The sequence below is a fragment of the Paenibacillus sp. HB172176 genome (assembly GCF_011947265.1).
In the GTDB taxonomy this organism is placed as follows: domain Bacteria; phylum Bacillota; class Bacilli; order Paenibacillales; family Paenibacillaceae; genus Pristimantibacillus.
Genome location: NZ_JAATHD010000017.1, coordinates 94,701 through 116,603 on the forward strand (window position 1 = coordinate 94,701; position 21,903 = coordinate 116,603).

At 55.4% G+C, this 21,903-nt stretch carries 18 protein-coding genes; 17 read left to right on the top strand and 1 reads right to left on the bottom strand.

The genetic code is table 11. From position 1 onward, the window contains the following. The first annotated feature begins 5 nt into the window (after window positions 1–5). The 8 genes from HFP08_RS20080 to rfbF are packed head-to-tail and all read left to right on the top strand — an operon-like array spanning window position 6 to window position 8,170. Window positions 6–1,295 carry an ATP-grasp domain-containing protein gene (locus HFP08_RS20080; RefSeq protein ID WP_168122394.1) on the top strand — a complete coding sequence of 430 codons (1,290 nt, stop codon included), beginning with the start codon at window positions 6–8 and terminating at the stop codon, window positions 1,293–1,295. A 23-nt stretch (window positions 1,296–1,318) separates the two neighbouring features. Continuing rightward, complete coding sequence (locus tag HFP08_RS20085; protein WP_240941612.1) at window positions 1,319–2,431, top strand: radical SAM protein; 1,113 nt, start codon at window positions 1,319–1,321, stop codon at window positions 2,429–2,431. A 59-nt stretch (window positions 2,432–2,490) separates the two neighbouring features. Further along, window positions 2,491–3,678 (top strand): radical SAM/SPASM domain-containing protein, encoded by a 1,188-nt coding sequence (locus HFP08_RS20090; protein WP_168122395.1) that lies wholly within the window; start codon window positions 2,491–2,493, stop codon window positions 3,676–3,678. Continuing rightward, window positions 3,630–4,691 carry a Gfo/Idh/MocA family protein gene (locus HFP08_RS20095; RefSeq protein WP_240941614.1) on the top strand — a complete coding sequence of 354 codons (1,062 nt, stop codon included), beginning with the start codon at window positions 3,630–3,632 and terminating at the stop codon, window positions 4,689–4,691. Before HFP08_RS20090 ends, HFP08_RS20095 begins: the two co-directional genes overlap by 49 nt. Window positions 4,692–4,734: 43 nt before the next feature. Further along, window positions 4,735–5,748 (top strand): ABC transporter ATP-binding protein, encoded by a 1,014-nt coding sequence (locus HFP08_RS20100; protein ID WP_168122397.1) that lies wholly within the window; start codon window positions 4,735–4,737, stop codon window positions 5,746–5,748. Continuing rightward, window positions 5,717–6,532: an ABC transporter permease gene (locus HFP08_RS20105; protein WP_168122398.1), complete on the top strand. Its 816-nt coding sequence runs from the start codon at window positions 5,717–5,719 to the stop codon at window positions 6,530–6,532. The genes HFP08_RS20100 and HFP08_RS20105 overlap by 32 nt, the downstream gene beginning before the upstream one ends. A 9-nt stretch (window positions 6,533–6,541) precedes the next feature. Beyond that, window positions 6,542–7,354 carry an ABC transporter permease gene (locus HFP08_RS20110; protein ID WP_168122427.1) on the top strand — a complete coding sequence of 271 codons (813 nt, stop codon included), beginning with the start codon at window positions 6,542–6,544 and terminating at the stop codon, window positions 7,352–7,354. A gap of 42 nt (window positions 7,355–7,396) precedes the next feature. Next, the gene (rfbF, locus tag HFP08_RS20115) at window positions 7,397–8,170 is read left to right on the top strand and encodes a glucose-1-phosphate cytidylyltransferase (protein WP_168122399.1); all 774 of its coding nucleotides are present in this window, start codon (window positions 7,397–7,399) and stop codon (window positions 8,168–8,170) included. Window positions 8,171–8,183: 13 nt separating this feature from the next. Here rfbF and HFP08_RS20120 read toward each other — a convergent pair whose 3' ends face one another. Then, entirely contained in the window at window positions 8,184–8,903 is a 720-nt protein-coding gene (locus HFP08_RS20120) for a helix-turn-helix transcriptional regulator (protein WP_168122400.1), read from the bottom strand. Between the two features lie 327 nt (window positions 8,904–9,230). Here HFP08_RS20120 and HFP08_RS20125 point away from each other — a divergent pair, with 327 nt between their 5' ends. From HFP08_RS20125 to HFP08_RS20165, 9 genes are all read left to right on the top strand, one after another. Beyond that, complete coding sequence (locus HFP08_RS20125; RefSeq protein WP_346768750.1) at window positions 9,231–10,223, top strand: ABC transporter permease; 993 nt, start codon at window positions 9,231–9,233, stop codon at window positions 10,221–10,223. A gap of 19 nt (window positions 10,224–10,242) precedes the next feature. After that, on the top strand, window positions 10,243–11,124 hold the full coding sequence (locus HFP08_RS20130) for a carbohydrate ABC transporter permease (protein ID WP_168122401.1): 882 nt from the start codon (window positions 10,243–10,245) through the stop codon (window positions 11,122–11,124). Window positions 11,125–11,249: 125 nt separating this feature from the next. Continuing rightward, window positions 11,250–12,827, top strand: a complete 1,578-nt coding sequence (locus HFP08_RS20135) for an extracellular solute-binding protein (protein ID WP_168122402.1) — start codon at window positions 11,250–11,252, stop codon at window positions 12,825–12,827. Between the two features lie 117 nt (window positions 12,828–12,944). Continuing rightward, on the top strand, window positions 12,945–16,802 hold the full coding sequence (locus tag HFP08_RS20140) for a hypothetical protein (protein ID WP_168122403.1): 3,858 nt from the start codon (window positions 12,945–12,947) through the stop codon (window positions 16,800–16,802). Between the two features lie 112 nt (window positions 16,803–16,914). Next, a complete protein-coding gene (locus HFP08_RS20145; RefSeq protein ID WP_168122404.1) occupies window positions 16,915–17,697 on the top strand; it encodes a response regulator transcription factor in 783 nt (260 codons plus the stop codon). A gap of 25 nt (window positions 17,698–17,722) precedes the next feature. Beyond that, the gene (locus HFP08_RS20150) at window positions 17,723–19,015 is read left to right on the top strand and encodes a type III PLP-dependent enzyme (protein WP_168122405.1); all 1,293 of its coding nucleotides are present in this window, start codon (window positions 17,723–17,725) and stop codon (window positions 19,013–19,015) included. 134 nt (window positions 19,016–19,149) lie between these two features. Next, a complete protein-coding gene (locus HFP08_RS20155) occupies window positions 19,150–20,550 on the top strand; it encodes a preATP grasp domain-containing protein (RefSeq protein WP_168122406.1) in 1,401 nt (466 codons plus the stop codon). Continuing rightward, window positions 20,550–20,822 (top strand): acyl carrier protein, encoded by a 273-nt coding sequence (locus tag HFP08_RS20160; protein WP_168122407.1) that lies wholly within the window; start codon window positions 20,550–20,552, stop codon window positions 20,820–20,822. Before HFP08_RS20155 ends, HFP08_RS20160 begins: the two co-directional genes overlap by 1 nt. Further along, entirely contained in the window at window positions 20,819–21,835 is a 1,017-nt protein-coding gene (locus HFP08_RS20165) for a BtrH N-terminal domain-containing protein (protein ID WP_168122408.1), read from the top strand. The genes HFP08_RS20160 and HFP08_RS20165 overlap by 4 nt, the downstream gene beginning before the upstream one ends. The last annotated feature ends 68 nt before the right edge of the window (window positions 21,836–21,903 follow it).

Here is a 21,903-nt window from a genome sequence, read left to right on the forward strand (position 1 = left end):
ATCGCATGATCGGGACGGAGCGGCCCTGGGCGCTGAGCGGCGTATTCCATGCGGAACGATTCTGGCGGGAGCCGGGCTTGTCGCAGCTGCCGCAGCTCGCGGACAAGCAGGCAGAGCGAATGGTAGCCGCGATGGATGAGCTGATGTTCTGCCTGGCCCGCCCCGGCGATTATGTGCTGACGCGTCAGCCGATGCATGCGGCGCATCTGGACTATCTATTCCATATCGGCTTCGACTTTCATAACGAGGTCTGCGATACGGAGGACGAGAACGGAGGCAGCGGGGAGCTGCCCTTATTGCCTGCGGCTTGCAGCTTCCGTCCCTTCGCCGTCCTTCCCCATCATAAGCGCTTGTCGGAGCTGCTTGGAATCGCGTATTGCGAGCCGGAGCCCTCGATCATTCAGAGGGTGAACGGCAAGTGCTATTCCGCGGCGATGCGAACCAGATTGGAGCTTGCGAATCCCGCGCGCGTCGCTTTCAGCGCCGCGGAAGTGTTCATGCTGGCCCAGGCGATGCTTGAGAAGAGCCCGGTGCTGCTGAAGGATGATTACGGCGTATCCGGCAAGGGCATCCTCCGAGTCAATGAAGAGGCCGCGCTGCGCCGCATAGTCGGCTATTTGGCCGCGCAGGAGGAGCAGGGCTGCCATACCCGTCTCATTATCGAGCCCTTGCTTCCGAAGACGCTGGATTTCTCCGCCTTGCTTCATCTCTCGAAGGACGGAGAGCTTCGGGTGGAGTCGGTGCAGCAGATGTTGAACAAGGACTTTGCCTTTCGCGGCATCATGACGCCGAATGCGTCCTTTGTCAGGGAGCTGGAGGAGACCGGCTATCCGGAGCTGATGGAGCGAATCGGCCGGGAGATGCATCGGGACGGCTATTGGGGCGATATTTGCGTGGATTCGATGCGGCTTGAAGGCAACGAATGGACGCCCATCGTTGAGATTAACGCGCGCAAGTCGATGAGTCACATGAAGAATGGCATTGACGCCTTCGTCGCGGCAAGCGGCATGCAGGCTTTGTTCACCCATTATCCTCTCGCTTACAAGAGTAAGCCGTCATATGAACAATTGCTGGATCGCTTAAGTCGCAAGAAGCTGTTATTCGAGAGGATGGCCGGCAAGCCCGGCATCCTGCCCTTGTCGGCGAATACGCTGCTTGCGGGGGGAGGGCTCGAGGCGCAAGGAAGAGGACGCCTCTACGCGGCAATCGTCTATCGAACAGAAGAACAATGCCGAGAGACCGAGAAGCTTCTGGAAGAAATATTTGCGGAGTTGGAGCTCCGTCTGCTGAACTGAAACTGGCTTGGAGGAGTGATGAGATGAGCATGAGCGAGGCCAATACGGCGCTGCGAGCGGCTAATCCCCCTCTTGGAAACGCCGTCCCGCGCTGGATATTCCTGCAGTTGCTGGAGAGCTGCAATCTGCGCTGTCGAATGTGCTACGAATGGGGAGAGAGCGGTTCCTATAACGAGAAGGCAATATTAGCGAAGCTCGATATGAAGGTCATCAAGCAAATTGTCGAATCCTGCAGCTCCGCCAGGCCTTACTACGAGCTGTACGGCGGCGAGCCGCTGTTGTACCCGCAGCTTGAGGAGGTACTGGAGCTTATCACGCATTATGGAAGCACCTTGCATATGCCGACCAACGGAACGCTGCTGGAGCGAAAGGCGGAGATGCTGGTGAAATACAATATCGACCGATTCTGGGTATCGCTCGACGGACCCGAGGAAATCAATGACGAGCAGCGAGGGAAGGGGGTATTCGCGAAGGCGAAACGAGGCATCGAGAAGCTGTATGATGCGAGAGAAGCCCGGGGCGGCTCCTCCATGAAGATAGGCGTCAGCCTGGTCGTGACGCCCGCCAATCATCAGCATATCGCCCGAATGTTCTTCGAAAGCCTAGACCTATCCAAGCTGGATTGCGTCAGCATTGAGCTGCAAGCGTACATCACCGAGGCTAATCATCATGCGTATGCGAAGCTGCTGAAGGAGAAGTTCGGCGTGGACGGCGCCCCGATCGCGAGGGGATTCGTACAGGATGTCCGAAGCTTCGCCGACATGGACTTCGAAGAGCTGTCCCGGCAGCTGAAGCTTGTCAGGGAAGCGTGCGACCGGCGGGGCATCTTTGTCAATATGTATCCGAAGAGTCATTCCGCGGAGGATATCCGACACTATTTTACGGCCAATTGGTTCAAGATGTCGAAGGTGAAGAAGCGCTGCGTATTCCCATGGATCAGCACGGAGGTGAATGCGCGCGGCGAGGTGACTTCCTGTCACGCTTATTATGATCTGACTCTCGGCAATGTGAACGAGACGAGCCTGCTCGACATCTGGAACGGCGAGCGGTACAGCGAATATCGAAAGCATCTGAAGAAGGAATTGTTCCCGATCTGTCAAGGCTGCTGCCTATTCTATAACGAGAAGCCTGTATAATAGCTTGTTCAACCGAGGAGACGCTAGTCCATAAGAGTCCATAGGAAAGAGGGGATTTCATGCAACCGAGGGGCAAGTTGAAGGTAGATCCGGAATCATTCGATTCTCTGAAGCGCACCGTTCGCAATGTGGTCGTGACGCGCAGGAGCAGAGAACGCGACAGCTTGTACAGAACGGATATGCCGGAATCGATCGGCATCAAGCTGACCAATCGATGCAATCTGCGCTGCAAGCATTGCTATCAATGGAGCGAAACCGGCTATCATCAGGATATGGACAAGGAACAGCAAAATCTGGATATCGATGTAGAGCTCTTCAAGAGCATTCTGGATGAAACAGCGGAAGCAAAATCCAGACTTTACTTATGGGGCGGAGAGCCGATGTTCCATCGTCAATTCGGCGAAATTCTTAAGCTTCTGGCCGCCGATCGCAGAGAAACGGTCATTTGCACCAACGGGCTGCTCATTGATCGCCATCTCGACGGACTGCTCGCGCTTTCGAAGGATCTCGAGCTGCTGCTTGCGATTGAAGGCTTCGAGCGCGAGCATGATTTGATCAGAGGCAAGGGCTCGTTCGCCAAGACGATGGAGCAGATCAAGAGACTGACGGAGCTCCGCGCACAAGGCATCTTCCACGGCGTTCTGTCCGTTCACTGCGTCATTCACGACGGCATGATCGGCAGATTGCCGGAATTAATGGCCTTCTTCGAGGAGAGCGGCATCGATTTCGTGCTCCTCTGCTTCCCCTGGTACATCTCGGAGGAGGCTTCGCGGGAGATGGACCGGTATTTCTCGGAGAGCTTCGATTGGCTGATGGATATTCAGGATCGGAAATGCAATTGGCACGGCTTCAAATATCAGATTAATCCGGAGCGGGTGCCCGCTTTGCTGGAGGATCTGAAGCAAATCAAAAGCCGCAGCTGGAAGACGCGCATCCGGTTTCAACCGGGTCTCGAGCCGGATGAAATCGAGAGCTTCGTGCGCGGTCAGGTCATGAACGTGCGCTGTGCCGATACTTGCCTTGCTCTGTCAACGCGAGTGGATATTTTGCCCGACGGGAATGCGTCCGCGTGCAAGTTTTTCTCGGAATTCACCGTTGGCAATTTGCATGAGAGCGGATTGCGGGAGCTGTGGCATTCCGAAGAATACGACAGAATACGCGGGAAGATCAATACGGAGCTGACTCCGGCTTGCTCGAAGTGCAGCGTGCTGTACTTGACGAGCTCCGCGAATTTGAAGCATATATGAGCAGCTCCGGGCGCAAGGAGATTCGGATAGGCGCTTTGGGCTGTCCGGCCATTCTGTCTCGAGCCTTACTGATTCCCGCGCGGGAGGTCGAGGGCGTTCAGGTGGTTGGACTTGCGAACCGTACGGTCTCGAAGGCGGAAGCGCTTGCCGAATCGTACGGCATCGCGAGGGTTTATGACAATCTGCATCAAGTAATAGCCGATCCCGGGATTGATCTTGTGTACATCGCGCTGAGCAATGAGCTGCATGCGGAATGGACCGTTCGCGCTGCGCGCGCGGGCAAGGCTGTATTGGTGGAGAAGCCGATCTGCTCTCATTTGAGCGAATGGGAGAGGATAGCGAGGGCAGCGGAGGAGACAGGCGTACAAATCTATGAAGGGCTGATGGTGCGGCATCATCCCTGGCAGCAGACGCTTCAATCGATGATCAGCGATGGCAGATACGGGCGGTTAATCAAGACGGATACGCGAATAAGCTTGACTCCCAAAAATAACTATCGCGGCAACTATCGCAGCGATCCGGCCAAGGGCGGGGGCGCGTTTCGCGATTTCGGCTGCTATTGGCTGCAATTTTTGCAAGCCGTTCACGGACTTGAGGGAGGCGAATTCACGGGGCAATCGGATTTCGAGGGGCCGGGAGGCTGCGATTGGACCTTTCACGCCAAGGCCGCGTTCCCGGACGGTCTGGAATCGAAGCTGGTCTGCTCCTTCGAGATGCCGTACAAGTCGAGGCATGTCTGTCATTTCGAGCAGGCGACGGTCACGCTGGGCGATTTCTTCCGCGCCAATGTCGGTCACTATAAGATCAAGCTTACGATAGAGAAAAAGGACGACGAGCATCGCGAGCAGATTGAATTCGAGCCAATGAACTATTATACGAATCAATTAAAAGCCGTTCGCGATGCGCTTATCGCTGGCAGGCCGTTCGAGTCATGGAATCAGGTGAGGGAGCGGATTGACGCTGCCGACGCCGTCTACCAATCGGCCTTGCGGAATCAAATGTTGAAGGCGTAAGGGATACAGAGACAGAAGCTGCGGCTTGGAAGGGGAGACATATATGTCGGCGATTATCGTGAAGGATCTGACCAAGATCTTCGAATATTACAAGAAGGAAGCGGGACTTCGTCACTCCTTCTCCAATCTGTTTGCCCGCAAAAAGCTGTATAAAGAAGCGGTCGATAAGGTCTCCTTCGAAATCGGGGAAGGCGAAATCGTAGGATTTCTTGGACCGAACGGTGCGGGGAAGACGACGACCCTGAAGATGCTGTCCGGCATTCTGTATCCGAGCGCGGGGAAGGCGAACGTCCTCGGCTATGTGCCTTGGAGGAGGCAGAAGGCGTTCAAACGCCAATTCTCCATCGTCATGGGCCAGAAAAATCAGCTGTGGTGGGATTTGCCGGCAAGCGAATCCTTTCAATTAAGCAAAGCGATCTATGAGGTGGAGGATGATGCCTACAAGCAGACAGTAGGGGAGCTGACGGAGCTGCTTGATGTGCGGGAGCTGCTCAATGTCCAGGTCCGAAGGCTGTCGCTCGGAGAGCGAATGAAGATGGAGCTTATCGCGGCGCTTCTGCATAATCCCAAGGTGCTGTTTCTCGATGAGCCGACCATTGGTCTCGATATCATCTCCCAGCGCAACATACGGGAATTTCTGAAGCATTACAATCAGACGCGGCGGACTACGATTATACTGACCAGCCACTATATGGAGGATATACAATCGCTGTGCAAGCGCACGATTGTGATCAACCGAGGCAGCGTCGTCTATGACGGGGAGCTTGCGCGCGTGAACGACGCGCTCGGCGAACGCAAATTGATCAAGCTGCAGCTCGAACATGCAATCGAGGCGGATCGACTCCGAATTTACGGGAGAGTCAAGTTCCATGACGGGATGAATGCGCATATTGAGGTGAGCCGTTCGAAGCTCAAAGCCTGCGCGCAAGCTTTGATGGCGAATTTCCCCGTAGTCGATCTTACGATCGAGGATATTCCCATTGAAGAGGGGATCGCGCGTCTGTACGAGAGAGGAGACAGGGCCGATGCTCCCGCTTCCATGGAACACATACTCTAAATGCTTTCAGATGGGCGCGCAGAGCGCGATGGAATATCGCGTCGATTTCTTCATCCAACTGCTTAGCGGAGCTCTGCCGATGGTTATCCAATGTTATTTGTGGACGGCCATCTTTCGCAATTCGTCAACGGCTGTCGTATTTGATTACACCTATTCCCAGATGATTGCGTATTCCATTCTCGCCATTCTAACCTCGAGAGTCGTTGCGGCAGGGTTCGAGAGCGAGATTTCCCTGGATGTGAAGGAAGGCGGACTCAGTAAGTTTGTTGTGCAGCCATTCTCGCATTTCTATTATCGGATGTTCAAGTTTCTGGGAGAGAAGTCGATCCGAATTGCTGTGTTGGTTGTTATTAACGCGATAGTCATTGTCTTATTGCGGATTACTCTGGATTTTGAATGGAAGCCGTCGGCGCTTATCGGATACGTCATGGTCATTCCGCTATCCTTGTTCTTGAATTTCGCCATCTATTATTGCCTAAGCGCAATCAGCTTCTGGGTCATTGAATCCTGGGGCATATTCGCAACCTTCACCTTGCTTGCCGGAATTGCCAGCGGCAGCTTGTTCCCGATTGATGTATTCAGCGAGCCCGTCCAGAGGGTGCTTGATTGGCTGCCGTTCCCATATATCATCTATTTCCCCGTCAACATTCTAAGCGGCAAGGTGAGCGGGTTCGGAATTCTGTCGGGAATGACCATCCAGCTGATATGGACAGCGGCGTTCTTGGGCTTGTCGCGGCTGCTGTGGCAGGCCGGGATGCGAAGATTTGAAGCGGTTGGAGGCTGAGGAACAGTGATGAGCAAGCTGCTGAAGCAGACGAGGCGCTATCTCTCTATTTACTGGCTCCTTTGCAAAAATAGTTTTATGGCCGAGATGGAATACCGCATTAACTTCCTGTTTGGCGCGGTTATCGAGATTGCTTATTTGGCTATCAAGCTGTTATACGTGCTTGTCGTCTACCGCGCCGGGGTAAAGGTTAACGGCTTGACGCCGGACGGCATTCTGCTGTGCGTGGGCTCCTTCACCTTCATGACCGGCATTTATTCCTTGTTCTTCTATTCGAATTTCACCCGGCTGCCCGGACATATCCGGAATGGGACGCTCGATATGATGATGACCAAGCCCGTCTCCCTGCAATTTCTGGCGACGCTGCAACGATTGAATTTCGGCTTCTCGTCAACGAATATTGTTGCCGGAATCATCATAATCGTCATCGCTTGGAAGAGGCTGGAATTGCCGTTGACGCTGGCGAACATCGGCATGTATACGGTATTCACCTTCTGCGGCATCGTGCTCAATTACGTGTTGTTCCTGCTGCCTTCGCTGCTAACCTTCTGGACGGTGCAGTCCAAAGGCATTAATGAAGCGTCCACGCTTATATGGGAGATGAACCATATGCCCATGAATATATACGGCAAGAGCATACAATTCGTCGGGAGCTTCCTGCTTCCGGTATTCCTGATCAGCAATTATTCTCCCTTCTATGTGCTGGAGAGATTGTCGATCGGCAAGATGCTGTGGGGTTTGGCGGCGCCGGTGTTATTCCTGATTGTAAGCCGATTGCTATGGAAACGCGCGCTCAGGAGCTATACAAGCGCCAGCAGCTAGCTCGGCTTAATCTATATTGCTGGAAAGCGGGTGAGAATTGCGATGAAGGTTGTTATCTTATGCGGCGGTCTCGGGACGAGACTGGCCGAAGAGACGTATGCGAAGCCGAAGCCTCTTGTCGAGATTGGAGGGCTGCCGATACTGATTCATATTATGAAGCTGTTCGGCTCGCAGGGGTTTGACGAATTCGAGCTTGCGCTGGGGCACAAGGGAGAGATGATCAAGCATTATATGCTGCATTATCCGCAGTATACCAGCGACTTGACCATTAATATGCGAAGCGGCGCGGTAAGCGTATCCGAAAGCGGGCGCGAGAATTGGGTTGTGCACTTGACCGATACGGGCGAGCGGACGATGACCGGGGGACGACTAGGCAGACTGAGAAGAAGACTCGAGAACGGAACGTTCATGATGACCTATGGCGATGGCGTTGGAGATATCGATCTGAGAGAGCTGCTGGCGTTTCACCGCTCGCATGGCAAGCTGGCGACCGTTACCGCCGTGCGCCCGCCCGGACGATTCGGCGCGATGTTGATGGAGGGGGATCAGGTGAAGGCATTTCATGAGAAACGGGATCAGGACGAGAGATGGATTAACGGCGGCTTCTTCGTGCTGGAGCCGCAGGTTCTGGACTATATCGAGGGAGACGCGGACAGTCTGGAGAGCGATGTGCTCGATCTCATCGCGCGCGACGGCGAGCTGATGGCATATCCCCATCATGGCTATTGGTCCTGCATGGATACGATTCGGGATCGTCAGTCCCTGGAGGAGCTGTGGTCCTCCGGCAATGCGCCATGGAAGGTATGGAAGGATTGACGGGTACTGTCCCTTAGATTCGAGCCCGGAAGCTCTGAGGAGTCAAGCCGGTTTCGCGTTTGAACATCTGCGTGAAATAGCCTGGAGAGGCGAAGCCGAGACGCCTGGCGATGGTTTTGGCGCTAAGCCGTGAATGCGCGAGCAGCTCAATGGCATAATCGAGCTTGCGGGCGGTGATGTACTGCTTCAGCGTAACGCCTTCGGACAGCTTGAACAATCGGGACAAGTAATCGGGATGCAGATAGGCCATTTCCGCCAAATGCGCAAGCGACAAATCCCCGGACAGATGAGCGGCAATATAAGCTTTGACGAGCGCGATCGGATCGCATACGGTCGGCTCCGTTGTCGCGCGCATTTCGAAATAGAGATCGAATAGCTCTTCGAGTCCTGCCAAAGCCGCCTCTTTCGAATGATTACGATGCGCCTCCATTATCTGCGTGTATCTCAGCAGCACTTCCCTGTTGCTCGACAAGCCGCTTTGATTAAATACCGACAGCAGGGTAAGAACGAGAGAATGGTAAATTTCCAGGTATAGCAGTTCATGAATGGGAGCGTTTTGCAGCTTCTCGCGAAGCTCTCGGAGCAGCTCGATCCACTCCTTTCGTCTCCCCGCCTCCATATAGGCTCGAAGCAAATCAAGCTTGCTTTGCGTCAGGCTGCGATCCAGCCACTTCCCTGCTGAGCTTTCAATCGAAATCGCCTTCATTTCTTCTGCCATTTGCACATTTTTCATGGTCATCCATCCTTTCTTGGATAGGCGTTGCCAAACGGAATATCGCTGCCTTGGCTGAAAGCGAAGTTGTGCGTTTCAATCATGAGGAAGGATAAGTATAGCACAATTTTGAAAGCGGTTTAATTCCTGATTTTAAGCGAAAACATGTAAATTGAACACTTCACAAATCCGAAAATGCCGAACGATGATTGCGCTTTCAAAATTCTTAAAAATGATCGCTGTATTTTAAGTTTTCAACACTATTCAGGAGGGGGCGGCAACTATACAATTAATCCATATTCTCCAGTCGGCAGCCTGCCGCGGGGAAAGGGAGGAAGTGAGGAAAGCTTGGAACAGCTAACGAAGATCGGCGCATCGCAGAGGACGAACAAGCTCCCGGCGGCAAAGCGATCCATCTGGCGTAAAATCGCAAAACAGAAATACGGTCATTTATTTGTTCTAACGGGAATGCTGTTCGTCTTTGTCTTCAATTATTTGCCGATGTTCGGCATCTTGATGGCGTTCAAACAATATTCCATCTCAAGCGGCATCAAAGGGATTTTCACCAGTGAATGGGTGGGACTCAAATATTTCGAGGAATTTGTCGGCGCTTACAATTTCAATCAAATTGTAACGAATACGCTGGCTATCAGTCTGCTGAAGCTGGTCTTCACCTTTCCGGTGCCGATTCTTCTTGCTATTATGCTTAATGAAGTTCGGACACAGCTATTCAAACGTTTCGTGCAGACAGTCAGCTATTTCCCTCATTTCATCTCATGGATCGTCGTATCCGGCCTGCTTGTCATCTTCTTGTCGGGCAACTCCGGAATTGTAAACGATTTATTGAAGGGAATCGGCGTTGCCGACAAATCGCTTCCGTTCCTTTCCAGCCCGAATTACTTCTGGGGCTTGGCCGTGACGACGGCGATGTGGAAGGAGGCCGGCTGGTGGGCGATTATTTTCCTGGCCGCGATCAGCGGACTGAATCCGGCGCTGTACGACGCGGCCGAGATCGACGGGGCCGGTCGTCTGAGAAGAATCTGGCATATTACGCTGCCGGGAATCCGAGGAACGATCGTCGTCGTGCTTATTCTGGCTGTCGGCAGTTTGCTCGGCGGAGGACTTGTCGGCTCCAATTTCGAGCAATCCTATTTGCTAGGCAATGTGATGAATAGCGAGAAATCCGAAATTTTGCAGACGTACGCCTTCAAGATGGGGCTTGCTCAAGGGAGATACGCTTATGCGACGGCGATCGACTTGCTGCAGTCGATTATCGCCATCATCCTTGTGTTCGGAAGCAATTTCCTGTCCAAAAAAATAACGAAGAACAGCTTGTTCTAAAGGCGGAAAGGAGCCTGTTATGCATCGCAGATCCGTTGAAGACCGCGTTGTCGACACGATAAACATCAGCTTGCTTGTCATTATCGCGCTCGTAACGATGTATCCCTTCTACTATCTGATTATTATCTCGTTCAATAACGGTCTGGACACCTCGCTGGGCGGCATCTATTTCTGGCCGAGAGACTTCACGCTGGCGAATTACACGAAATTTCTAAGCGATCCGAAATGGCTGCTCGCCTTCGGCGTCTCTGCGCTCAGGACCGTAATCGGGGCGCTTGTCACCATCCTGTTCACTTGCCTGACGGCCTATGGACTCTCTTATCGCAACCTGGTGTTTCAGAAGGGATATTTCACCTTCTTCATCGTCGCCATGTATACGTCCGGCGGATTAATCCCTTATTACGTCGTGCTGCGCAGTCTGGGGTTGCTTAATACGTTCATGGTGTATATTGTTCCCGGAGCGGTCACGATCTTCTTCCTGATCATTGCCGTTTCCTTCTTCCGGGAGATTCCCGCCGAGCTGGAGGAATCGGCGCGAATCGACGGAGCCTCGGACTTGACGATCTTCTTCCGGATGATCGTGCCAATCTCCAAGCCGCTCATCGCGGCAATGGGATTATTCGTTGGCGTTGGTCAATGGAATTCCTGGATGGACTCGGCTTATTTCGTCAACAAGGATTCGCTGCGGACGTTAACGTACCGTATGATGGAGGTTATCAACCAGGGCATGATTCCGACGGATCTTGCTTCCGCGGAGAGGGCTGCCGCTGTTGCCGGCGTTACGACCTTCTCGATACAGGTTACGGCGATGGTTATCGCGGTCGTGCCGATTCTGCTCGTCTATCCCTTCCTTCAGAAATATTTCGTGCAAGGCATTATGATTGGATCGGTTAAGGGTTAGTCAGGAAGCGGAAGATGAGCAATTCTTTCCAAGCAACGGTGGGGCGCGGAATAGGCTGGCAGACCAGACCTTATTCCGATTTCACATAAATGAAGAGGCTAATAGATAAAAAGGAGGCAATTTCAATGAGCAAGGTTTTGAAATCGACATGGTTGTTAGCGCTTGCATGCATGCTGCTTCTGGCAGCTTGCTCCGGCGGCAATAACGGCAACAACGAGAATCAGGCTTCGAACACGGGGAATAACAGCACGGCGGAGCCGACGGACTCCGGGAGCAATGCGGACAAGGAAAAGGAAATCGTGGAGCTTGACGTATTCGTCAATATGTCATGGTGGCCACTTAAGGACTGGAGCGGCAAAATTCCGGAGCAAATCACGACGAACACCGGGGTGAAGCTGAATATCCAGGTTGCGGCTGACGATAAGCAGCTGGCGCTGATGATTGCTTCGGGAGATTTGCCGGATATGGTATATACGGCAACGGACCTGACGCGTATGGCGAACAGCGATGTATCCTATCCGCTGAATGAATTGATTGCGAAGTATACGCCGGACTATAAGCTCAGCCAAGAGCGTATCGGCGTCAATACAATGCCTGACGGCAACTTCTACACGGTGCGCAACGCATTCTCCACGGAGCAGGAATGGATCGATAATCCGAAAGCGCTGCCAGGCGCGAACGGCTTGACCTTCCGTCAAGATATTATGGATGAGCTCGGCAATCCGCCGCTCAACAATCTCGATGATTTGGTGTCCATTCTGGGCATGGTGAAGCAGAAGTACCCGGACATGGTGCCGCTTGTGTGGGACAAAGATCAGATCGGACAGTTTCTGCGTATCAATTACGGCTTGAAGAAGAGCAAGGGCTTTGTGGATATTAACGGCGATGCGCGGTATTACCTCAAGGACGAGAATTACTTGAATTACTACTTGTTGATGAACCGCCTGTATCGCGAAGGCTATATGACCGCCGATAACTTCACCTTCAAGGACGCGCAGCAGGATGACCAGCTTGTGCTGAACGGTCAGGCGTTCGCTCACGGCGGCGGCAATGCGGATACGACGAATCCGCAGCTGGAGGAGCTCGGCAAGGACTTCAAAATGACTCAAGTGACGAAGCTGCTAAGCGATCAAGCCGGCATTCCAATGGGCGGCTCCGGCTGGGCGGGCATGTATATTACGAAAAACAACAAAAATCCGGAAGCATCGATTAAATTTCTGGAATACATGTTCAGCGACGAGGGACAAAAGCTGGGTCTCTACGGCATCGAGGGCGAGGATTGGGAATGGAATGACGCGGAGAAATATCCCGTTATGAATTATGATTTCAACAACAGTGACGTTCAGGCGCAAATGGGCGTTGTATGGTGGGGCCTCATTGGCAGCAGCGGCGTTAACGAGGCGTTGCAGCGTTACAATCCGGATTCGCAAATGACGCAGTGGCTGCTGTCCGCTCGCGACGCTTTGGAATTCAATCCGGCGCTGGGTCTTGTCTCGACGGAGCCGGATACGGAAGAGCAGACGATTGAAGCGCAAATTCAGAACATGGTGACGACCGAGGAGCTGAAAATTTATTTGGCGGCTTCCGAAGAGGAAGCGAAGGCGCAGTATGAAGCGTTGCTGGCAAAAGCGGAGAGCCTGGGACTGTCGAAGCTCGAGGATTGGGCGACGGCGAAATATAAGGAATATCAGAAGAACTTCTGATTGCATAGCTTGGAGTGCTTGACAACATGGCCGAGATGCTAGCGCATTTCGGCCATTGAGTCATCTTCCAACGCAGAATCAGAATAATGAGTTGCCGAATGTCAGGAGGAAATGAAGATGAAGGTCAAGGAAATGCGAGAGAGGTTTGCTTCTCCCCATCCGGATTTCGGTCCCGTGCCGTTCTGGTGGTGGAGCGCGGAGGAGATTACAGCGGAGCGCGTGCGATGGCAATTGCAGAAATTCCGCAGCGGGGGCCTGCGCAATATCGGCATTCTCAATATCGCGCCGACGGGTCCGCAATACGGAAGCGCGGCTGACGATCCGCCCTACTTCAGCGAGCGTTGGTGGTCGATGTTCGAGGTGGCTCTGCGCGAAGCGGAGAGACTCTCCATGCGCATCTTCTTCTATGATCAGATCGGCTTCTCGGGCTCGAACTTCCCCGCGCATCTTGTCGCGGAGCAGCCGGAATTATCCGGCTATCAGCTTCGCAGGCTGGAGCTTGAAGCCGAGCTGCCTGAGGGCGCCGAGCTGCTGACGGAGCTTGGCGGATACCGATATTTCACGGTGCGGCAAGGCTTCAACTGGCTGGACAGGCGGGCGACGGAGCAGCTGTACGACCGGATCTACGGGGAATTCGAGAGGCGGTTTCCCCATGATCTGGGTCGGACGATCGCCGGCAGCTTCCAGGATGAGCTTCCTTCCATGCCGCTATGGACGAAAGGGCTTCCGGAGCTGTACGAGGAACGTTACGGGGAGGATTTGCTTGCGATCTTGCCCGCGCTGTTCGAGGATGCGGAGGGAGCCCCGCTTGTTCGGAGGCGCGTCTACGAGCTGACGACGGAACTCGCGGAGGAAGCGGTATTCAAGCTGCAGCATGAATGGCATGAGCGCCATGGGATGCTGCAATGCTGCGATCAAGCGGGACCGGCCCGGCGGGCCGATCTGCATGGCGCGCAGCGGCTGTATCTGGATTATATGCGTACCCACCGCTGGTATAATTCGGCCGGCAGCGACATGGACGGCGAGATCAAGCCGCATGCATCAATGATGCATCTGCACGGCGGCAAACGCGTGTTTCTGGAATCCTTCCATACGAGCGGCTGGGGAGGAACGCTGGAGGAGACGATGCATTGGCTGGTGCCGTGGCTGCAGGCCGGCGTGACGCTGTACAGCCCGCATTCCGTCTATTACAGCACGCGGGGCGGCTGGTGGGAGTGGGCGCCGCCGGACACGGGCTGGCGGCAGCCGTACTACGAGCATTACGGCGTATTCGCCGACACGATCAGCCGCGCGTGCTGGCTGCTTAGTCAAGGAACGCATGTCGCCGATGTCGCGGTTCATTATCCTTCCCATGCGGCATGTGGATGGATGTCGCTGTCCGACGGCGAGCCGCTCGATCATCCGATGCTTGTAGCGAACATGATGCCTCATGAGCGTCTCGCGCATGTGCAAGAGGTGTACCGGTCGCTGACGGGGCGCTGGAACCGCAAGGAGCGCAATGAGCCGGGCGCGCTTCGTTCCGCTTGCATCGACTTCGATGTGACGGATGATTCCGCGCTCGAGATCGCTTCGCTGGCCAATGGAAAGCTTCAAATCGGCAGGGAAGCCTTCTCGGCGCTGCTGCTGTGCGGAACCGCCATTATGGATGATGCGGCCATGGCGAAGGTGCAAGCGTGGATTAAGGCTGGGGGCTTGGTTATTGCCGTGGCGTGCGGCCAGGAAGATTCCATGCTGGAGGGGGCCGTACACGTCGATTCTTCGGATGAAGCGATAGCGCTCCTCGAATCGAAGCTGCCTGGACGCGCCCAAGGGCCGAATATGCCGCTCATGCGCAGGACGGAGACGGCGGATGTGTTCCTGCTGCTGCCCGAAGCGGGAGAGCTGCTGCCGATGCACGAGCCGTCAAGCAAGCAGACTCGGCCGCCGCGCGGCGCGAGCTATCGTCTGCGCACCGCCGGGCATCCGCAGCTATGGGATCCCGTGACGGGGCAGGCATCGTCGCTTGCGTATCGCAGGGACGGCGAATGGATCGAGCTGGAGGTGTCGTTCGACAGCTGGCCGGCGGCGTTCGTCGTCTGTCCGCGGGAGGCGGAGGAGGTTGATAGTTCCGGCTCTGGAGTGTTGGCGGGAGATCGATTGGCCCCGCCGGCGGAGGTGCCCGCGATGGGAGCGGATGCCGTCCCCGTTGCCGAATTGGACGATTGGCGCGTGCTGGCTGTTTCGACGCTTGATAATCGCTATGGCGATTTCGATCTGCATGGCGGCGAAACGGCGTTTGCGCCGATCGAGCGCCGCGAATTCCTGGTCGCGCGCGAGGAGAGCGAAGCGGATGGAGAGAGGGCGAATTGGCATGCGGCCGTGCTTGATGACGCGGACTGGAAGACGCGTCTATGGAGCGAGGCGGCTTACTGGGAGGCTTCCCGGAGCGAGGCCTTCGAGGAAGGCGGCGTATGGCCGATTGTCTACAGCAATACGTTCGGAGATTTGTCATTCCGAACATGGGCGGGCCGAATGGGTCGCGTGCCTCGCAAATTTCTCAATCTGGGCATGGCGGATCGCGGCGAGAAAGTATGGGCGCGAACGAATGCGGCGGCGCCGGAGGCGGGAATGTACTGGCTTCGCACGGAGAGCAACGCGGCGGTTGAGTTATGGGTGAACGGCGAAGCCGCAAGGTGGAACGGCGGTCCGGAGGAGCAGACCTCGACGGTCTATCTGAAGGCGGGGCTTAATTCGTTGCTGCTTTGCGCGGAGGCGCTGGCTCAGGGCTTGATTCGCATTGGCGTTACGTTATGCGAGGAAGAGCAAGAGCCGCTGCCGAAGTGGATCTACTCCCCCAGCCCGAGCTCGGCAACTCGCTTGTCCTGCACGATTCCCGAGCGGGATGTGCAAGGCGTCAGCCGCGTGCGCGTCATCTTCTGCGCAAAGGAGCGGGTAGCGCTCTATGTGAATGGCAGATTGATGACGGAGCATGGCGATTTCAACCCGTATATTCGCCAGGGACAGGAGGAGGTTGATCTGACCCCGTATTGGCAGGACGGCGACAATCGACTGGAGCTCGTCATGCCGGAAGGCGAAGGCGTTGCCATGCTGGACGGCATAATCGAGCGCGTTGACGGAAGCTGTTCGATGTTCTGCACCGGACCATCGTGGCTGAATGAACGGGGTCAGCCGTCAGAGGTTCTGCATGAGGCGGTGCTGCAATTCACCGAGACGGAGACGATGTGGCTTCCCGGTCGCGCGCATCCGTTGCCGCATATTGACTGGCTTATGCCGGACGCAAAGCCGTCACCCGCTCCATTGCCGTTCGTTCGCGACGCGTCTCAGCCCGGGAAGCCGATCTGGCTGAGGTTCCCGTTGCCTGCAGGCGCGGCGGCCCTTAGGGTCGACTGCACGGGCGAATGCGAATGCTGGATAGCCGGTCGGAGAACGGCTATGCGGGACGGCAAGGCAAGCTTCGAGCCGCAGCCGGCGGGAACGATGGCCGCTCTGCGCATGATGCCAAGCGATACCAGCACGGAGGCCGATGTATTGCGCGCTCCCGTTCGCTTTGAAGTGGAACAGGCGCAAGGGAGACTCGGCGATTGGCGATCGGAGCTTAGCTTGCCGCATCATAGCGGCGTTGTCGAATACGAGACGGAAGTCGTTTGGAACGAGCAGAGCGTCGCGGTGCTTGATCTCGGCCATGTACGCGGCACGGCCGAAGTCTGGCTGAACGGAAGAGAGCTCGGCGTTCGGGCCTGGAGTCCTTACCGGTTCAAGCTGGATGTCCGTCCGGGAACGCAGCATTTGCGGATACGTGTGACCAATACGCTGGGCACCCACTATGAAATCGGGCGCCCGTCGAGCAATGTCGGCGGTTCCACGGATGGCAAGGTGTCTTACTGGCAGCCCGATTCCATGCCGGAGCATTGGGAGAAGGCGTTCGCGGCAGGCGGCTTGTACGGTCCCGTTCGTCTGTATGCCATTAGCGATTAGCGCGCTTCTGATGATGGGATTGCTTGCCTTTTTTGAAGGATAGCGGGATGAATAGGGCGAATTAGGTAGGGACAGCGGAAAGCTGGAATGGGTCTTGGAGGAGGGAAATAGCATGCTTAACCTGATGATCGTGGATGACGAGCCCTTTATGCTGAAGGGGCTGATTAACATCATCGAGAAAGGTCAGACGCCGTGCTCGGAGATCGTCAGCGCCAATGATGGGTTCGACGCGCTTGAGAAGCTGGAGGACTATCGCCCCGATTTGCTCATTACGGATATTCAGATGCCGGAGATGAACGGGCTCGAGCTGATAAGGAAGGTCCGGGAGCGCGGGCTTTGCAACCGCTTTATTATTCTGACCGGCTACGATGATCCGATCTATCTCCATCAAGCGATACGCTGCAAGGTGATCGATTATTTGCTGAAGCCGATCAATAAGGCGGAGCTCTACGATGTGATGTCGAATTTATCGCTGGAGCTCCTTGGAGGCGAGGATGAAGCTTCGGGCCAGACCTCGATAGATCGGGATCGGGATGCCTCCGTTCCGGGCGTCGATTTCGAGCAAATGTCCAAGAACGTCAAGAAGATCATCCGGCATATCGAGAAGCATTATACGGAAAATATTTCGTTGGACCAAATCGCCGAGCATGTCTATCTTCATCCGAATTATATCAGCTCGCTCTTCCGCAAGGAGACCGGCCTTACGTTGATCAATTATTTACATCATTATCGCATTAACAAGGCGAAATCGCTCATTCTGAGCGATTCGGAGGATTCCCTGCATCGCATATCCGAGCAAGTCGGCTACGAAAGCGTCCGGCATTTCTTCAGCGTCTTCAAAAAATATTGCGGCGTCACGCCGAGCGAATATCGTCAGCATTATAAGATGCAATAATGTTCCCGGAAGGGATGGGTTCCCGATGAAAGTGAAGGATTGGATGTCCGACAAAGAGGTTTTGGTTCATCTCGCAAGAAGGCACGGAACGCCTTACTACTTCTACGATGCCGCGGTCATTGGCAGGCAGTATGAGGCGTTGAAGGGAGCTATGCCCGAGAGATGGGAGCTGTTCTATTCCCTCAAAGCGAATCCGCTGGGAGCGTTATGCGAGCTGCTGCGGGGCTGCGGCTGCCGCTGCGAGGTGGCTTCCGCCGGCGAGCTGACTCTTGCGCTTCGAGCTGGCTTCGATCCCTCGGACATCGTCTTTACAGGTCCGGGCAAGACGGATGCGGAGCTCGAGGCGGCGGTGGCTGCCGGCATCTACAGCATCAATGTGGAGAGCGTTCGCGAGGCCGCGCGGCTAAGCGAAATCGCCCAACGCCGGCATAGAACGGTGAAGATCGCCGTGCGCATTAATCCGGATCTGGGGAAGAAGCGTTCGGGACTTGCGATGTCCGGCGTGGCTTCCCAGTTCGGCATTGACGAAGGAGAAGCGGACGAGGCCGTTCAAACGATTCTGAAGCTGCCGGGGCTGCTGCTGTGCGGCGTTCATGTGTATAACGCGACTCAGATGCTGAGCGCCGACGACGTTGCGGACGGCATGGCTTATACGATCCGGCTCGCGCTGCGTTTGTCCCGTACGCATCAATTCCCGCTGGACTTTCTCGACCTGGGGGGAGGGTTCGGCATCCCGTATTTTCCGGGCGAGCAGAGGCTGGACATGGAGCGGCTGCGCGGGAGACTGGCCGAGCTGTGGAGCGAGGCTCGGAGCAGCCTGAGAGGAACGCGCATGGCGGTGGAGAGCGGGCGATTTTTGCTGGCCGACTCAGGCTGCTATGTATCCTCGGTGCTCGATGCGAAGCGATCCAAGGGCAAACGGTATATCGTCTGCGACGGCGGCTCCCATCATCATGCGGCTGCGGCCTTCCTCGGACGATATGTGCGAAACAATTATGTCATGAGCGTCATAAGCGAGCGGGAGGAGGCCGAGGCCGAGCTGGAGGAAACATATGTCGCGGGGCCGCTCTGCACGCCGGCGGATTTGCTCGGGCAGAGGGTGGCACTGCCCCCGGCGCAGCCGGGCGATCTGCTCGTTGTCGAGCAGTCGGGGGCGTACGGGTTGACGCATAGCCCGCTCGCCTTTCTAAGCCATCCGACGCCTCGCGAATGGCTGATGCATGAGGGAGAGACTCGGCTTGTCCGGGATCGCATGGAGCCGCTTGCGCTCGGCGGCGAATGGAAGCCTTCCCGCCGCGGAAGGGAGCTGACGCAATGAACGAGGCGGATGTAAAGACTGCAGCGAATGCAAGGACTGAAGCAGAAGCAAGGACTGAAGCAGATGCAAAGAACGAGGCGGCTGCAAGGTCTGAAACGGAAGCAAGGACTGTAGCTATTGCAAGGAATGAAGCAGTGGCAAAGAAAGAGGCGGATGCCGTGCGCGAGTGTTTTTCCTTATCGAAGTATGCGGCTGTCAGCCGTGAACGCGGCATAATCGTGTGGCTCTGCAATATTGGCGCGGAACAGCAGTGGTATCCCGTGAAACGCACGGTTACAGATCCGGTGGAAGACGAGGTAGTAGGACATATTGAAGAAATTATGCTGCTTGTCAGCCGGCCTCAGGATATCGTGCTGCTGCGGCAGGAGCCGGACCGGGATTATTTGACCATGCTGCGCGACTGGGGTTTTGCTATGCCGACCATCCTTTGTCCCCAAGTACAGGACCCTTCAAGGCCGTTGACGGAGTTAATCCTGGAGGATGAGCAATTGCTTGAACGGTTGAAGGAGGAGGCGGCAGGCTGCGAGGATTTGTGGTTTGTGCCCTATGCGGTAACGGTGCTGGAGGAGGGGCTTGCCGAAGCTTGCGGCTTCGCTATAGTCGGCGCGTCGGCCAAGGTCAGTCAAATGGTGAATGACAAGCTTCACAGCAGGACGCTTGCGCAGGAGCTGGGCTTTCCGGTAACCGAGGGCAAGGTATGCCGGGACGAAGAGGAGATTCGCAGCGCGTACGAGGAGCTGACCAAGGCGGGGTTCGACAAGGTTATCGTCAAAGCCCCGCACGGAGCTTCGGGACAAGGCCTGCATCTGGTGAACGGGAGGTCGAAGCTGGAGCGTCTTCTCATTCTGTTGTTCCAGCGCGGCGGAGAGCGTTCTGAGAGCGTATGGCTCGTCGAAGGCTGGCATGACAAGCTGGTGGACGTGAATATGCAGCTGTTCATAACGGAAGAAGGCTCGGTCGAGCTGTTCTCGCTGAAGGAGCAGCTCCTTGCAGGCACGGTGTACAAGGGCTCGCGAATGGGGCTCGAGCGCGAGGCTCTGTTCTCTTCCGCGCTGGCAACGCTCCGGGATCATGCGGAACGCTCGGGCAAGGCGCTTTATGCGCTCGGTTATCGCGGCGTTGCCGGCATTGACGCTTTGATAACGCAGAGAGAGATTTACCCGATTATAGAGATTAACGGCAGATTCACGCTGTCGACTTATTTGTCCTTTCTCAGCTCGGTGTTGGGCCAGTGCGATATCGTATCTTTCTATTATCGGGTTGTCGCGGACACACCTTGGCATTATGGCGGTCTATGCGCAGAATTGCGCCGCGAGGGGCTGTTGTATGCTTCGGATCGCGGCTGCGGAACGCTGATTTACTCAGCGGGCACGCTGCCGCATCGGGCCTCGCGGACTGGAGCTTATATCGGCCGGGTGTTTGCGCTGTTTGTCGGGAAGGATTCGGAGGAGACTGAATATTTTCGAGAACGCTTTGAGCAATTTCTACTTGCCGCAAGAAGCGGGAAATCAGGAGCGACGGGGAGGAAGGCGTAATGACTGGGCATGAACGGCAAATCGATTATGAAGCGATAAGAGGGATAGTGGCGGATGTAATGGAGCTTGATCGGGAGACGGCGCTTGGTCTCGGCGGGGATGAGGATCTTCGGAATTATGATTTCGGTTCCCTCGCCGCGGTAGAGCTTGTCGTTGCGTTGGAGGTTGCCTATCCGATCGTAATTGAAGAGGAAGATTTGCTGATCGAGAATCTGTGCACGCTGGACCGGATCGCCTCGCTTGTCCGGCGTCTGGAGGAGGAACAGGCTTGATTGCTGGGATGGAGCATATTCGGGTGAAGACGGGCAAGCATTGCATATTCGCGACCATGCAGGAGGCGCTTTGCTATTCGGGGAGCAATCTGACGGAAGCCGCATTGTTTTTCCTGTGCGGAGGCATGAATATCCCCTACCTCGGCGACCCCAGGACGTTCTGGTTCAAACGTATGGATCAACTGACAGAGCCGCTTGTCCAGAGTCAGTCGCAGTTCTCCCTGCGGAATACTCCGCAAGCAGAGAAGGTGAATTTCCGAAAAGACTGCATGGACAGCCTGTCGCAGGGCTATCCGGTGCTGCTGCTCGTTCACAGCCAGTGTCTGAGCTATCACAGAGCTTACACGGAGAACAAGACCCGAGGTCATGTGGTCATGCTCTACGGCCTTGATTGGGATCGCGACGAGGCGCATATTGCCGATGCCTATCTTCTCGACAATTCCGGGCGGATTCATACCTATCAGGGCCCTGTACCCCTCCAAGAGCTGGAGGCCGGCTGCTTCAGCGTCACTTCTTATCGGCCGCGTTCTGAGCATCGGCAGACCTCCGAAGCAGTGCTGCTGGGCGCTTACGCGAATCATATCGACCAGTTCCTGGAGCCTGACAGAACGCCTTCCGAAGGCGGACTGAACGCCAATCGCCAGGTCATCTCCGATTTGGAGGATTGGGCGGGCATGAGCGGCAAGGAGCTGCGCCAGAGCTGTCAGGAAGTGTACTACGGCCTCCGAGTGGGCGGTATTCTGCATCATATCGATTATATCCAGATGTTCGCGGATGATGCGGGTCTCTCTCTTCGGGCGGGCTACCGCGAGGCGATGCTTCTGCTCGAGACGGTATATAGAGAATGGAAGATGTATCTGCTGCTGTTATACAAGACCGGTGTTCAGGGCCGCGCTGCCCGCATGAAGGAGCTCTCGGCAAGCGGTCTGAGATTGCTGGAGCTCTACGAGGAAGCGCTGAGGGCATACTCGCGCTGGCTTCGTGCTGAAGGTATTGGAGAGAGCCTTAATTAAGGATTTTTCACCACAATAGCGTATAAGTTTTCGGGGCTCCGAAATGACAAATTCTGATTGGCGATTAA

Bases quoted from the DNA above. Each gene is read 5' to 3' on its own strand.
- HFP08_RS20080 (WP_168122394.1), top strand. From the start codon at position 6: ATGATCGGGACGGAGCGGCCCTGGGCGCTGAGCGGCGTATTCCATGCG.
- HFP08_RS20085 (WP_240941612.1), top strand. From the start codon at position 1,319: ATGAGCATGAGCGAGGCCAATACGGCGCTGCGAGCGGCTAATCCCCCT.
- HFP08_RS20090 (WP_168122395.1), top strand. From the start codon at position 2,491: ATGCAACCGAGGGGCAAGTTGAAGGTAGATCCGGAATCATTCGATTCT.
- HFP08_RS20100 (WP_168122397.1), top strand. From the start codon at position 4,735: ATGTCGGCGATTATCGTGAAGGATCTGACCAAGATCTTCGAATATTAC.
- HFP08_RS20105 (WP_168122398.1), top strand. From the start codon at position 5,717: ATGCTCCCGCTTCCATGGAACACATACTCTAAATGCTTTCAGATGGGC.
- HFP08_RS20110 (WP_168122427.1), top strand. From the start codon at position 6,542: ATGAGCAAGCTGCTGAAGCAGACGAGGCGCTATCTCTCTATTTACTGG.
- rfbF (WP_168122399.1), top strand. From the start codon at position 7,397: ATGAAGGTTGTTATCTTATGCGGCGGTCTCGGGACGAGACTGGCCGAA.
- HFP08_RS20120 (WP_168122400.1), bottom strand. From the start codon at position 8,903: ATGAAAAATGTGCAAATGGCAGAAGAAATGAAGGCGATTTCGATTGAA.
- HFP08_RS20130 (WP_168122401.1), top strand. From the start codon at position 10,243: ATGCATCGCAGATCCGTTGAAGACCGCGTTGTCGACACGATAAACATC.
- HFP08_RS20135 (WP_168122402.1), top strand. From the start codon at position 11,250: ATGAGCAAGGTTTTGAAATCGACATGGTTGTTAGCGCTTGCATGCATG.
- HFP08_RS20140 (WP_168122403.1), top strand. From the start codon at position 12,945: ATGAAGGTCAAGGAAATGCGAGAGAGGTTTGCTTCTCCCCATCCGGAT.
- HFP08_RS20145 (WP_168122404.1), top strand. From the start codon at position 16,915: ATGCTTAACCTGATGATCGTGGATGACGAGCCCTTTATGCTGAAGGGG.
- HFP08_RS20150 (WP_168122405.1), top strand. From the start codon at position 17,723: ATGAAAGTGAAGGATTGGATGTCCGACAAAGAGGTTTTGGTTCATCTC.
- HFP08_RS20160 (WP_168122407.1), top strand. From the start codon at position 20,550: ATGACTGGGCATGAACGGCAAATCGATTATGAAGCGATAAGAGGGATA.